This window comes from Pseudoalteromonas sp. PSi26, assembly GCF_054960575.1.
In genome coordinates this window covers 15,948-29,915 of sequence record NZ_JBHNYT010000013.1, presented here as the reverse complement: position 1 = coordinate 29,915, position 13,968 = coordinate 15,948, and the positions used below count along the sequence as shown (strand labels likewise).

The following is a 13,968-nucleotide window of genomic DNA, read 5'->3' as shown; positions in this document are numbered from 1 at the left end:
TTGCTCTGTGGTAATCATGCCACAGAGCAGCTAGTTGGCAAAAACGTTTATGGTAAAATTTTCTCACCTTGATAAAGACTCTCAATGGTTTCACGTTCGCGAATAAGATGGTGCTGTTCACCGTCTACCATTATTTCAGCTACGCGTGGGCGAGAGTTATAGTTTGAACTCATAGTAAAGCCATATGCCCCAGCACTTCGCTGCGCGAGTAAATCGCCTTGTTTCAGCGCCAGTTCTCGGTCTTTTCCTAAAAAGTCACCGGTTTCGCACACGGGGCCAACAATATCAAAGTTGTGAGTTGGCGTATCGTCATCACGAACCGACACAGGTATAATTTTTTGCCACGCTTGATAAAGAGAAGGGCGAAGCATATCGTTCATGCCAGCATCAACAATGGCAAAAAATTTACTTTGGTTTTGTTTAATAAACTCAACTTGCGTAATTAATACCCCTGCGTTTGCAGCAATGGCACGACCTGGTTCAAAAATAAGTTCTAAATGGCGGTAGTTTTCTAGGCGAGCCGTTACTTGCTCTGCGTATTCACTAGGGTGAGGTGGTTGTTCGCTGTCGTAAGGGACACCTAACCCACCACCTATGTCTAAATGGCTTAATTCTATCCCGACATTTTTTAGCTCATCTATTAGCGCAAGGAGTTTGTCGAGCGCTTCTAAAAATGGTTTTACTTCGGTTAACTGCGAGCCGATATGGCAATCTACGCCTATTACGTTTAGGCCAGGTAAAGCCGCGGCTTGTTGATAAACACTTACAGCGGTTTGAATATCAATGCCAAATTTGTTTTCTTTAAGGCCAGTAGAAATATAAGGGTGCGTTTTTGCATCTATATCGGGGTTAACGCGAATAGAAATTGGCGCTACTAAGTTAAGCTCACACGCAACCTCTGAAATACGCTCTAATTCAGATGCCGACTCGACGTTAAAACATTTAATCCCTAACTTTAATGCATACGCTATTTCGTCAGCGGTTTTAGCAACGCCTGAAAATACTACTTTACCGGCGTCTCCTCCTGCTTTAATTACACGCGCCAGCTCACCTTTAGATACAATGTCAAAACCCGAACCAAGGCGGGCTAGAATATTTAATACAGCAATATTAGAGTTTGCTTTTACGGCATAACATACCAAGCTTTTATGGTTTTTAGTCGCATTGGCAAACGCAAGATAGTGGCGCTCAAACGTTGCACGAGAATACACATAGCAAGGCGTACCATATTGCTGAGCAATAGCGGCAATACTTACATCTTCAGCAAACAATTGATTGTTTTTATAGTTAAAAAAATCCATTTATTGCTCCTGTTTTACTGGTGTTGTAGATTGCTTGGCCTCTGTGGTAGGCGCCATAGTGTTTTCTGGTTGGTTTTGCTCGGCCTGTTGTTCAGGTAAATATAATGGGCCGCTTTGTCCGCAGCCAGCTAATGCGCTAAATAGGGCCGTGCAAATTAATAGTTTTTTTAATTGTAAGGTATGTGTCGCTTTCATTAGATTAATATTGTTGCTGGCTTTATAATCGCAGAGTAACAGAATATCTAAAAAATGCAGCTATTCGCGGATGATTTTATTCCTGTTACACTAGCTGCATATTTTTAACGCAATTACGTACCCAATATTAGGCGGCCCGCCTGCAAAGGAATCAACAATGACTGAACACGAATATCACCAATTAGCCGAAGCTCTTATGTTCACAATTGAAGAGCAAATTGATGATTGTGAAGCCGATTTAGATTACGAATCAGCGCAAGGTATTTTAGAAATTATTTTTCCTGATAAGAGTAAAATTGTCATCAATAAGCAAGCGCCTCTTCATCAAGTGTGGGTAGCAACTAAATTCAATGGTCACCATTTTGAAATGCGTGACGGTCAATGGATTGATAACCGCTCTGGTGCAGAGTTTTGGGAATTCATTAACGAAGCGTCAACTCGCCAAGCTGGCCAAGAAATTAAGTGGCAATCATCATTATGAGTTTAGAGTTTGTTCAATACCCCGCGCAGAGCGCGCATAAAGCGACAGTTATTTGGTTACATGGCTTAGGTGATTCGGGTGATGGGTTTGCCCCTGTAGCGCCGCAATTAAATTTACCAGCCGAGCTGGGCGTGCGTTTTGTTTTCCCACATGCGCCTGTGCAACCGGTCACCATAAATGGTGGTATGGAAATGCGTTCTTGGTACGACATTAAGTCAATAGAGCTTGATAAACGTGCCGATGAAGAAGGGGTGAGGGAGTCTGCCGAAAAAGTAGAGGCGTTAATAAATACAGAAATAGCCAACGGAATACCTGCTAACAAGATTATTTTGGCTGGTTTTTCACAAGGTGGTGTTGTGTCGCTTCACTTAGCTCCGCGCTTTGAACAAAAGTTGGCGGGTGTTATGGCACTGTCTACGTATATGTGCGCGCCGCATAAATTTACAGATGAAGCAAAGCATACCGATTTAAATGTATTTATGGCACATGGTAGTCACGATAACGTGGTACCAATGAGTGCAGGTAAAAGTGCATTTGATGTATTAACAGCACATAACATGGATGTAAGCTGGCAAGAATACCCAATGGCACACCAAGTGTGTGCAGAAGAGTTACACGCTATTCGCCAATGGTTAATTGCCCGTTTAAGCTAATTTTGGAGCCGCTGAGGTCAATATGAGTCAAAAAATAGTTATTAAAGCAAATGTAAAACGCGAACCACAAAACAGCCTACCTGCGGTAAGCTATGAATGGCATTGGCGTCGAATTGTGAGTTTGGCTATGTTGATAGTAATGACGTCTGCGGCTGTGATATATGGTTTAACCAGCTCAGTAAATGCAGATCAGGGCGCACATCCCAATGAACAAACAGCGCTTTTAATTACTGATAGCACACAAGGTGATGAAGTAACTGAAAGCGAAACACATAATGCACCCAGCAACCAATTGCATATAGAGACTGGGCATGCTGAAACATTGCCTGCTGAGCAACTACCAACAACTCAAGAGGCGGACATTACCAATGCCTTACTTGAAAACGCTGAGTCAGTAACCGTTGCGCCAATCTCAGATGAGCCGACAGTAACCCAATCAACAGTTGACTCAATAACTGAAAAAACGAATACAGTTGATAACAGTAAAAACGATGCGTTGGTCACTAATGCAATAAGCGCTGATACAACAAGTGAATCAGTATCTGTGCCTGCGTCAGAGCAAACTTCTGAGCTTGGCACAATCGCATTAGAGCCTGCGAGTAATATTGATGCACAACCTGTTACAGAGCAATTTTCTGAAGATGCCCATATTGCTAGCGTGGCACTCGGTGCTCAGATTGATACCAGTAAAATAAGCCGCGCAGTGCTTACACGCAGTGTAGTAAAACGCGAACCTACTAATGTGTTTGCAGCCGACGTGCGTTTAAGTCAGTTTGAAGGTTCGTTATCATTTTTTAGTGAGCTTAAAGGACTGCAAGGCCAGCGCGTAAAACATGTTTGGTCTTTTGAAAGTGAAACAATGGCCGAAATTTCACTTAATGTTACTTCGCCACGCTACAGAACTTATTCGACAAAAAATATTATGAACACGCAAACAGGCCATTGGCGTGTAGCTGTTGTTGATGAGCAAGGTAATTTAATAGCTCAAAAAGAATTTAGAGTGTTAGCTAACTAAATAATGCTAACCGCAGTAATTAATTGGATACCCCTATGACAGAAAAAACAAAATTAGTACGTATAGCAACCCGTAAAAGCGCTCTGGCGCTATGGCAAGCCGAATTTGTAAAAGCGCAGCTAGAGCATTTTCATGATGACGTGCGTGTTGAGTTAGTCCCTATGTCGACCCAAGGGGATATTATTTTAGATACACCACTTGCTAAAATTGGCGGTAAAGGCTTATTTGTTAAAGAGCTTGAGCAAGCTATGCTAGATGGTCGAGCTGATATTGCCGTGCACTCAATGAAAGATGTGCCGGTAGAATTTCCAGAAGGGTTAGCGCTTCATACCATTTGTGAGCGTGAAGATCCGCGCGATGCGTTTGTATCAAATCACTTTGCTAACTTGAATGAGTTACCAGAAGGAGCGGTAGTAGGTACATCAAGCTTGCGCCGCCAATGCCAAATTAGAGCACTGAGACCTGACTTAGAAATCCGTGATCTACGCGGAAACGTAAATACGCGTTTGGCTAAATTAGATGCTGGGCAATACGATGCGATTATTTTAGCCGCGGCAGGGCTTATTCGTTTAGAAATGGGCGAGCGTATTGCTGACTACATTGAACCAGAAGTATCGTTGCCTGCAAATGGGCAAGGTGCTGTAGGTATTGAGTGTCGGATTGAAGATGAAGTAACTAAAGCGTTATTAGCACCGCTTGAGCACACACATACACGTATTCGTGTTAATGCAGAGCGTGCAATGAACCGCCGTTTAGAAGGTGGTTGTCAGGTGCCAATAGGTGCCTATGCGTTAGTTGATGGCGAACAGGTCCATTTACGAGGGCTTGTAGGCGCAGTCGATGGCAGCGAAATTTTACGTGACGAAGTTTCGGGTCATATTAACGATGCCGAAAAACTCGGAATAGAGCTGGCTGAAAAATTACTTGCTCAAGGCGCAGATAAAATTTTAGCTGACGTATACAGAGACGCATAAATGACACATATTCTGATAACTCGGCCCGAAGGAAAAGGCGTAGCCCTTGCAGAACAACTTGAGCAAGCGGGTTATCAGACGTCGTTGTTTCCTGTTTTAAATATAAACTATTTAACGCCCTCTAGTACTCAACTAAGCCCACTTATTAATGCAGATAAAATTATTTTTATCTCTCAGGACGCTGTTAAAGCATTGGCACAATTAAAGCCCGATATAAACATTAAAGCGCAGTTTTATGCTGTAGGCCAGCAAACTGCTAATACAATATACGAATTATTTGGTGTGCGTGCAGCAACTCCCAAACAGTTCGATTCAGAAGGGGTATTGGCTCTTAAGTCGTTGGCTCAGGTTGATGGTAGCAATATTGTATTGGTTAAAGGGCAAGGTGGTCGCCCAGACATCGCCAAGGTACTTAAAGAGCGTGGCGCGTTTTTAAATAATTGTGTTGTTTATGAACGTGAGCCAGTGCCCGATTTAACCAATGACTGGACTGACCACTGGAAAAGCAGCAATGTACACGGTATAGTCATAACAAGTAATGCAGCAGTTGATGCCATGTTTACCCCCCTTGCTGCACAACAATTACAATGGTTACAACAGTGCCACTTTTATGTTGCCAGCGAGCGCATAGCCGCATATTTACAGCAACAACATGTTAGTTTGGCAAATATCCATATTGCAGCAGGGGCTAGCGATAACGCTATGTTTACCTGTATTAATCAGCAAGGTAGCAGCATGAGTGAACAACCTAAGTCAGTAACAACAGAAAACACAACATCAACAGCTTCGAGTTCAACAGCAGTTAAAAATGAGCAAGCAAACGTAAAAAACAAACCAGCAAATGACAAACAAAAAGTAAGTAAAGTGGCTTCACTTGCATTGTTAATATCGTTGGTTGTGGCCTCTGGAGTTGGCTACGAGTTTTATCAAAAGCTAAATGCAGGTAAAGCGCAAAACACAATTGTTAATGAACTTAGCGAGCAAAACAAGCTGCTCCAGCAAGAGCTTGCTGCACTTAAATCTTCTCAAATGAGCTTACAACAAGCGTTATTTAATAGCGAAGAAAAAGTATCTGAGGCATTAACGCAAAGCACCCTTGAAAATCAGCAAGCATTAAAAGCTGCGCTGCAAAAAGCGCAGCAGCAAGGTTCATCTTTAAACCCACAAGAGGTCACCAGCTTACAACGAATGGCTGAGTTTAAACTGTGGGCCGAAAAAGATTACCAAGGCGCAAGCGCTGTACTAAAGCGTTTAGACGGACTGTTAAGTGAGTACCCTGGCACAATTGAAGTTCGCCAAGCCATTATGCAAGACATACAAACGCTTGATAGTTTAAAACCGGTTGCTACCGAGGCCATTTATTTACAGCTAAATAGTGTTATTAACCGAATTGACGAATTGGTGTTTAATGCGGTCAATTTACCAGAGGAAACATTGGTAATTGATGAACATGCACTCAGCGAAGATATTAACGATTGGCAGCAAAATATCAGTAATAGTTGGAATAAAATTGTTGATAGTTTTATTACTATTAGGCGCCATGAAGGGATTGCTATTGAACCTTTACTAACCGATCAAGAGCGTAATTTAATTAATCAACGAATTAAATTAAATATAGCACAGGCGCAGGACGCATTATTAAGTAAGCAAGCGAGTATATACTTTAGTGCGTTAAACGAAGCTAAGCGCTTAATTAGCGAGTACTTTAAGCAAGACGATGACGCCACAAAATCAGTACTAAATACGCTATCTAAATTAGAAAAAGAGCAGCTCAATTTTAGCCAAGAGGTCACTCTGCAAAGTACACAAACGGTTAAGGAGTGGGTGCAATGATAGGCCTAATAATCTTAATTGTAGCTATTGTTGTTGTACTTGCGGTTACCCCCTTTGTACTGGACGAAAAAGGCTACGTGCTTATCTCGTTTAATAACACAACAATTGAAGGCACCATTGTTTCGTTTTGTATTATGGCTGCAATGACTGCAGCAACTTTATACTTTACGTATAAACTAATACGCTATTTATTATCAATTTATAGAAATACCAAACATGGTTTTTTTGCCCGCAGTGAAGAGCGTAAATTTGCCGCAATTGAACAAGCCCTTTTCAGTGCTATAAACGACGATTACGAACAGGTAGAGCGCGCACTTTCTGGCAACAGTGTGCCAGATAAATTTGATGATATTCGTTTAGCACTATTGGCTAAAGCGGCACTTGCTAACAACGAGGCAGATAAAGCACTGGAACGATTATTTGAAATAAGCCCTGAGCAGCAATTGAAAGTAGCAAAACTATGGTTGGCAAGTGGCGATAGCAGTGCAATTGAATCTCAGTTGCGCGTTAATGCAGAAGCTAAAAAAGCCACTGCACTTGAGCTTAAACTGTACACTGAGGTATTGGTACAACAGCAACACTTTAGCGTGCTAGAAGAGTTTTTACCCAAGCTACTGCGTAAAAAAGTGTTTTCTAGTGATCAGTGGACGCGTGTATTTACTGCCTATTTTTCGGCTCAATCAGCTGATGAACTAACAAGTAAATACAAGCAATTACCACGAAAACTACAAACTTATGCGCATACTGCGTATTTAACTCAAATGGCTGCAACAGGTCAGCTTGCCGTTATTGAGGGCGATTTAACTAAAATGGTTAAGCAAACCAGCCAACATGGTGAGCTTGCTGCTATTTTAAATAATGCAAACCATGGCGAAGCACACAAATTACAAGCCAGTATTCAAGATCGCCTTAAAAAAGACGACACCAATACAGCGCTGCTGTTGTCGCTTGCGTGCCTTGCTAATGCACAAAGCGACTATGATTTAGCGGCACGTGTATTTGATAAAGCGCTTAATGGTGATAATAAACACCAATTTGCAGACCAAGCAGCCTTGAGTTATAAAAACACGGCACAGGCTGAAAAGGCACTCGTTTTATATAACAAATAAGTTTACTAGCTGATTAGCTATATATTTTAGGCACAGGTTATAGGCGTTTTATAAATGCTTCACCTGTGCTTTTTTATAGGTATTTTTTAAATTTAGCGAAACAATAAAAGTAAGGCGATACTATTTTTATACAAATTATTGTTAAGTGCGTGAATATTTGCACAAAAAGCAGACATATGACCGCTTAATAATATTACAAAGCGTATAGACTTGAAAAATAACTCTATCTGCGTATTATGCGCAAAAATTTAATTAAACTGGGTGCTACTATGATCAATAGAAAACTACCTTTGCTAGATATTCACCGTCATTTAGATGGTAATGTTCGCGCGCAAACCATACTAGAACTTGGTCGTCAGTTTAATATTGATTTACCCGCAGATAACGTTGAACAATTAATCCCTCATGTTCAAGTGATAGATCCAGAGCCAAACCTAGTGGCTTTTTTACAAAAGCTAGACTGGGGTGTTACTGTACTTGGCGATTACGATGCATGCCGCCGTATTGCTATTGAAAATATTGAAGATGCGCAAGCGCAAGGCCTTGACTACGTTGAGCTTCGTTTCAGCCCTTACTACATGTCGCAAAGCCAAGGTTTACACCCACAAGGTGTTGTAGAAGCCGTGGTTGATGGTATTAAATCAGCAACAAAGAATACCAATATTAAAGCAAACTTAATTGGTATTTTGTCGCGTACTTATGGTGTTAAAACTTGTCAGCATGAGCTTGATGCATTACTTGCGTTTAAAAATGACTTAGTGGCGGTTGATTTAGCGGGCGATGAAATTGGCTTTCCGGGTGAATTATTTATTGAGCACTTTAAGCAAGTGCGTGATGCGTATTTAGCGTCAACAATTCATGCTGGCGAAGCACTTGGCGCTCCAAGTATTTGGCAAGCAATTAATGAATTAGGTGCAAGTAGAATTGGCCATGGTGTAAATGCAATTGAAGATCCAGCATTAATGGATTACCTGCGTGATAACCGCATTGGTATTGAATCGTGTTTAACCAGTAATATTCAAACCAGTACAGTTACCGACCTAGCTACGCATCCGCTTAAACAGTTTTTAGATCATGGTATTCTTGCTTGTCTTAATACAGATGACCCGGCTGTTGAAGGTATTGAAATAGAGCATGAATATACCATTGCAGCACCCAAAGCAGGCCTATCTCAGGCTGATATAGAAAAAGCCCAAGCTAATGCCTTGGAAATTGCATTTTTAAGCGACGGCGATAAAAAAGCACTATTAGCACAAGTGAGTTCACGTTAAGCAATACAAATAAATATGCCACTTTAAAGCTGTATATTTATAGATTTAACTTGAGCGCTAGTTAAGAGATTTACTAACGCTCAGATTTTAAATTAGTGCTCTTGGCAGCTAAGGTAGTTATCGTAGAGCGCTTTGAGTACATCGGCACGATTTATCATTCCTACCACTTTTACGCCTTCTACTACAGGGTAGTTTTTTGGCTTACCTGGCTGCATTTGTTCAGCTAGTTCAATAATGTTTAAATCGCTACTCACTGTGACTACATTGGTCTGCATAAGCTGCGACACTTTTACAACCCCTTCGCAAAAATAACTACTTTGCATTAAAGGCTTTAATAGCTCTTGTTCTGAAATAAATCCGACTAGGCATTTTTCGTTATCGAATACAGGCGCACCAAGTAATTTAAATTTTTGTAACTCGGCTATGGCTGTCGTCATTTCGGTGTCTGGTGTTATGTTTGGCAACTTACGTTGCATAAAATCTTTTACTTTTGTATTTAGCATTTGGGTCTCTCCCGCTGATGTTCTGTACAAAGTATGGTTTATAGATTGGATTTTAGGAAATTGTTTATATTGATGAATGTGATAGGTTTAAACTATTGAAAATTTAAAGTCATAAAAAAAGCACCCGTAGGTGCTTATTATTAAACGATGCGACGAGTTTACTTTATAAATGCAAATGCATCGGCGTACATGTTTTCACGAATAGCACCATGAGCTATAAAGTCGTCACGTACAATCCCTATCATGTCAAAACGACCCGCCATGTAAATGTCGTAAGGTTCAAGTGATACGATGTCTTGCATTACTGCTTTGTGCACAAAACCAGTGTGGCCTTGCCAATTAGCTGATGGGTTTTCGACGACAGGAATAAATTCAAAATGCTCGTGGCTTTCAGCCCATAATTTCATCTCTTCATGTGCGTACAAAGCAGACTCTTCTTTAACACCCCAGTAAAATAGTACAGGGCGATCACAATTTATTTCTGCTAGGTGATCAGCCATTGATTTTACATACGAAAAGCCAGTGCCACCTGCAAGTAAAATAATAGGTCGGTTACATTGCAAACGAAGTTGAGACACACCTAACCCAGCCTCTATATCAACCATTGTTTTGTTTGAATGCGCATTACGTAAATGTTCAAGCGATTGCATTGCATACGAGTCTGCACCAGAGGCACCAATATGCAGCTCTATTTCGTCACATTGAGATGGGCGACTAGCAATAGAAAAAGCGCGTTTGTCTTTTTCACTTAATACCAGTTGCATGTATTGGCCCGCTTCGAAGGTCACAGGTTGTTGTGGCTTTAAAATTACTTTGTTAACAAATTCTGTAAGTGGGCTGATAGCTACAACTTCAGCTTTTAATGTTTGCATTTTTTACCTTTTAGCAGCGCTTATGACAGCAGATACGCAATTGAATGAGTCGATTCTAGCATATCTACAGGGTTATTTTATAGCCTGTTTATAGCTTGTCCGAACGATGGCAAATAAATTATTGGCCACCGCTTGGTTTGTTGAGTTGTTAGAGAATTTTAAGGCTATCCCAAATATCATCAACACGTTCTTTGGTGGCTTTGTCCATCACTATTGGTTCACCCCATTCGCGGTCGGTTTCGCCTGCCCATTTGTTGGTGGCGTCCATCCCCATTTTAGAGCCAAGGCCCGATACCGGAGAGGCAAAATCTAGGTAATCTATTGGAGTGTTTTCAATCAACGTTGTATCACGCGCTGGATCCATGCGCGTTGTTATGGCCCAAATAACATCTTCCCAGTCGCGAGCATTTATATCGTCATCGCATACAATTACGAACTTGGTATACATAAACTGGCGCAAAAATGACCATACTCCCATCATTACGCGCTTAGCGTGACCTGGGTATTGTTTTTTCATTGTGACTACCGCCATGCGGTACGAACACCCTTCAGGCGGCAAGTAAAAGTCGACAATTTCGGGAAACTGTTTTTGTAATATTGGTACAAATACTTCGTTAAGTGCAACACCTAAAATAGCGGGTTCATCAGGCGGACGGCCAGTAAATGTGCTGTGATAAATAGGATCTTTACGGTGTGTAATGTGAGTTACGGTCATAACAGGAAAGTCATCTACTTCGTTGTAGTAACCTGTGTGGTCGCCATAGGGGCCTTCTGGCGCCATTTCGCCAGGCATAATATGGCCTTCAAGTACGATTTCGGCACTGGCAGGCACTTGCAACTCGTTTGAAATTGACTTTACTACTTCAGTTCGGCTTCCACGCAGTAGCCCAGCAAATGCATATTCGCTAAGCGTATCTGGTACAGGAGTTACTGCACCTAAAATGGTCGCTGGATCGGCGCCTAAAGCCACCGATACTGGATAAGGCTGACCAGGGTTTTCTTTACACCATTCTTGAAAGTCGAGCGCTCCGCCGCGGTGCGACAACCAGCGCATAATTATTTTATTTTTACCTAATAATTGTTGGCGATAAATACCCAGATTTTGACGTTTCTTGTATGGCCCTTTTGTGACGGTTAAACCCCATGTAATCAAAGGGGCTGCATCACCTGGCCAGCAGTGTTGAATAGGTAGTTTTGTTAAGTCGACGTCATCACCTTGTAAAATCACTTGCTGACAAGGTGCTTTTTTGATTTCTTTAGCTGGCATGTTCAGCACTTTTTTAAATACAGGAATAGATCCAAGTGCTTCTTTAATGCCTTTTGGGGGCTCGGGCTCTTTTAAAAACGCGAGTAGTTTACCCACCTCCCGAAGTTCATTTACGTCAGTTTGGCCCATCCCCATAGCAACTCGCTTCGGTGTTCCAAATAAATTGGTAAGCACCGGCATGCTGTGCCCTTTTGGGTTTTCGAATAATAAGGCAGGACCTTTTGCACGCAGTGTGCGGTCGGAAATTTCGGTCATTTCAAGATACGGGTCAATTTCTTGGGTGATGCGTTTAAGCTCACCTTTTTTTTCAAGTAAATTGATAAAATCGCGCAGATCTTTATATTTCATTATGGGCCGCTATTAAGCAAAAGAGTTGAACTATTATACCCATTTCATGCAAAGCAAGTCATTACACCTGCACTTAAAACTTAAAGCGCTCAACGGCACTTGTTAAAGAGTGTGCAAGTTGATTTACGTCTTCACTTTCGCTTGCTAGGGTGGTTGCGTTATTGGCATTTAAAGTGGCTTGTTCGGTCACCTTAGCCATTATTTTTTGAATATCATCACTGTTTGTTAACTGTTCATGAGAAGCTGTAGCAATTTGCTCACTCATTTGGTTAATTGACAATAACGTTCCTTTTATACGCTCAACCGCTTTATTTAGTTCAGCACTGTTTTCAACACACTGTTTAGCTTGTTGTTGGCCATCGTTAATTTCTTTCTGCGTTGTTTTTGTGTGTTGTTGCAGCGTTTGGATCATGGTGTGAATTTCGCTTGTGGAGCTCTGTGTACGTGCCGCTAATGAGCGAACCTCGTCAGCAACCACAGCGAAGCCTCGGCCATTTTCTCCGGCTCTTGCCGCTTCTATTGCTGCATTTAATGCAAGTAGATTAGTTTGCTCTGCAATGCTGCTAATTGTATTTACAATTGCGCCTATTAAATCTGTAAATTCGGCCAGCTCTTCTGTGCTACTTACCGCTTTATCTAATCGATTTAACAGTGCCTCAATACTTAAACTGTTGTCGTTGGCTATTTGGTTTACGTCGTTCGCAAACTGGGAGGCGTTGGTGATCTCGTTAGATGCATTATCGGCTTGTTCATAAACTGCTTGCGAATTGTTTAGCATGCTATGCGCAAGGTCTGTGGCTTGTGCGCTTCGTTCTAATTGCTGCTGAGCAACAACGGTCATTTGTTGACCTTTTTCACTTGTTTGAATGGCCGATTTATCTAGCTCGTGGGCATCATTACTAATTGCTTTTATAAGGTGTGATAAATCGTCACTGAGCTTATTGATGTTGTTAAGTAAAGTGCCAAACTCATCTTTGCTACGCGGTTGGCTGCGTTTAGAAAAATCACCCGAGGCAATACGTGCTAAATCGCTATTTACTTTTTTAAGTGGTTTTAGCATGGCATTAGTTGTAAAAATTGAAATAACAATAAGTAAACCAATAAGTACAATCGCAATTATAATAACAGAGCTAGAGCCCATATTAATTGCCGACTTAGCACTGATTTGCAGAGTTTTAAAACGCTCGTCAGCCAGCTTGTTAAGCTGTAATAACTGACTTTCTGTGTCTATAAACTCTTGTTGAAAGCGCTCAAAACTTTGCTGTGCCATTTTGGTGTTTTTAAGCGCTTTATTTTGCTGGGCGTAAATACCGTCGGGTCCATTCAATCGTGTTCTTAAGTTATTAAATTGCTCGGTAAATTGAGCCGCGTTTAAACGCTCACCTAAGGGAGTGGCTTGCTGTTCTAAATACACAAAGTTTGGCTGGATGTTATCAAGTAAAAATTGGGTATCTTGTTGATGGGCATTTAAGTCGCTGACACTGGTCGTTTGCGTAATACTTTTAATATTGTTGCTTAAATTAAAGAGTAAGTCGTCAATCCGTGTTGCTGTGCCAAATACAGAGTTTAGTAACGATTGCTGCTTTGCATTTATCTCTATGAGTTCTATATCGAGTAAGGCATTACTGAGGTTACTTAGCTCATCACCAAACTCTTTAATTAGTGACGTAGCAGCCGACTGCGCCGTAAAACGCTGTTCTTTGGCATTAAACATGTTTGCGCTTGTTTTGCTTAGTTGCTCAAAGTTTTTTGAAGCGTCAACTAGCAAAGTTTGCATGTTTTTCTGACCTCTCAATTGCGGCTTAAGTGCATTGAGCATGTTGCTGAATTCTTGTTGCTCGCTAAGCGCTTCTTTTTTATTGGTCAGTAATAAATCAGGTTTTGTTTGACTATAAGCTAGAGCATTGAATTTGGTAATAGAAAGAAGCGATAGCCTTAAGTCTTTACTTACTTGTTGGGCTGGTACGGCAAGGTTCTCTATTCGTGAGGTAGTCGTGCTTATTTTATTTAAGGACCAGTAAAAAAATAAGCTACTAATAAGCATTAGTAAGCCAATGGCAGAAAAGGCTAAAATTATTTTATGTTTAATGGCAATAGAACGCATAACTTCATCAACAAAATTAAGACTTTTGTTAGTGTAGCAAGT

13 protein-coding genes are annotated in these 13,968 nt (G+C 41.2%); 7 read left to right on the top strand and 6 right to left on the bottom strand.

The features are described from left to right. Positions 1-47: 47 nt before the first annotated feature. Together lysA and lptM are read right to left on the bottom strand one after the other, a co-directional pair. Entirely contained in the window at positions 48-1,301 is a 1,254-nt protein-coding gene (gene lysA / locus ACFI34_RS14115; RefSeq protein WP_462673933.1) for a diaminopimelate decarboxylase, read from the bottom strand. Further along, positions 1,302-1,496, bottom strand: coding sequence for an LPS translocon maturation chaperone LptM (lptM, locus tag ACFI34_RS14110; RefSeq protein ID WP_277053783.1), 195 nt, complete (start codon positions 1,494-1,496; stop codon positions 1,302-1,304). A gap of 157 nt (positions 1,497-1,653) precedes the next feature. Here lptM and cyaY point away from each other — a divergent pair, with 157 nt between their 5' ends. The 7 genes from cyaY to add all read left to right on the top strand — a co-directional run bounded on the left by cyaY (position 1,654) and on the right by add (position 8,832). Then, positions 1,654-1,977 carry an iron donor protein CyaY gene (gene cyaY / locus ACFI34_RS14105; protein WP_006792464.1) on the top strand — a complete coding sequence of 108 codons (324 nt, stop codon included), beginning with the start codon at positions 1,654-1,656 and terminating at the stop codon, positions 1,975-1,977. After that, complete coding sequence (locus tag ACFI34_RS14100) at positions 1,974-2,630, top strand: alpha/beta hydrolase (RefSeq protein ID WP_006792463.1); 657 nt, start codon at positions 1,974-1,976, stop codon at positions 2,628-2,630. The genes cyaY and ACFI34_RS14100 overlap by 4 nt, the downstream gene beginning before the upstream one ends. Before the next feature lie 22 nt (positions 2,631-2,652). Beyond that, the gene (locus ACFI34_RS14095; protein ID WP_462673932.1) at positions 2,653-3,645 is read left to right on the top strand and encodes a DUF2914 domain-containing protein; all 993 of its coding nucleotides are present in this window, start codon (positions 2,653-2,655) and stop codon (positions 3,643-3,645) included. 35 nt (positions 3,646-3,680) lie between these two features. After that, positions 3,681-4,619, top strand: a complete 939-nt coding sequence (gene hemC, locus ACFI34_RS14090) for a hydroxymethylbilane synthase (protein ID WP_462673931.1) — start codon at positions 3,681-3,683, stop codon at positions 4,617-4,619. Next, complete coding sequence (locus tag ACFI34_RS14085) at positions 4,620-6,452, top strand: uroporphyrinogen-III C-methyltransferase (RefSeq protein WP_462673930.1); 1,833 nt, start codon at positions 4,620-4,622, stop codon at positions 6,450-6,452. After that, entirely contained in the window at positions 6,449-7,561 is a 1,113-nt protein-coding gene (locus tag ACFI34_RS14080; RefSeq protein WP_462673929.1) for a heme biosynthesis HemY N-terminal domain-containing protein, read from the top strand. The genes ACFI34_RS14085 and ACFI34_RS14080 overlap by 4 nt, the downstream gene beginning before the upstream one ends. A gap of 269 nt (positions 7,562-7,830) precedes the next feature. Continuing rightward, positions 7,831-8,832, top strand: a complete 1,002-nt coding sequence (add, locus tag ACFI34_RS14075; protein WP_462673928.1) for an adenosine deaminase — start codon at positions 7,831-7,833, stop codon at positions 8,830-8,832. Positions 8,833-8,924: 92 nt separating this feature from the next. Here add and ACFI34_RS14070 read toward each other — a convergent pair whose 3' ends face one another. From ACFI34_RS14070 to ACFI34_RS14055, 4 genes are all read right to left on the bottom strand, one after another. Continuing rightward, on the bottom strand, positions 8,925-9,335 hold the full coding sequence (locus ACFI34_RS14070) for a CBS domain-containing protein (RefSeq protein WP_006792457.1): 411 nt from the start codon (positions 9,333-9,335) through the stop codon (positions 8,925-8,927). A gap of 158 nt (positions 9,336-9,493) precedes the next feature. Then, positions 9,494-10,207 carry an NAD(P)H-flavin reductase gene (gene fre / locus ACFI34_RS14065; protein WP_462673927.1) on the bottom strand — a complete coding sequence of 238 codons (714 nt, stop codon included), beginning with the start codon at positions 10,205-10,207 and terminating at the stop codon, positions 9,494-9,496. Positions 10,208-10,355: 148 nt separating this feature from the next. Next, the gene (gene ubiD, locus ACFI34_RS14060) at positions 10,356-11,822 is read right to left on the bottom strand and encodes a 4-hydroxy-3-polyprenylbenzoate decarboxylase (RefSeq protein WP_462673926.1); all 1,467 of its coding nucleotides are present in this window, start codon (positions 11,820-11,822) and stop codon (positions 10,356-10,358) included. A 73-nt stretch (positions 11,823-11,895) separates the two neighbouring features. Further along, positions 11,896-13,926: a methyl-accepting chemotaxis protein gene (locus ACFI34_RS14055; protein ID WP_462673925.1), complete on the bottom strand. Its 2,031-nt coding sequence runs from the start codon at positions 13,924-13,926 to the stop codon at positions 11,896-11,898. Positions 13,927-13,968: the final 42 nt, after the last annotated feature.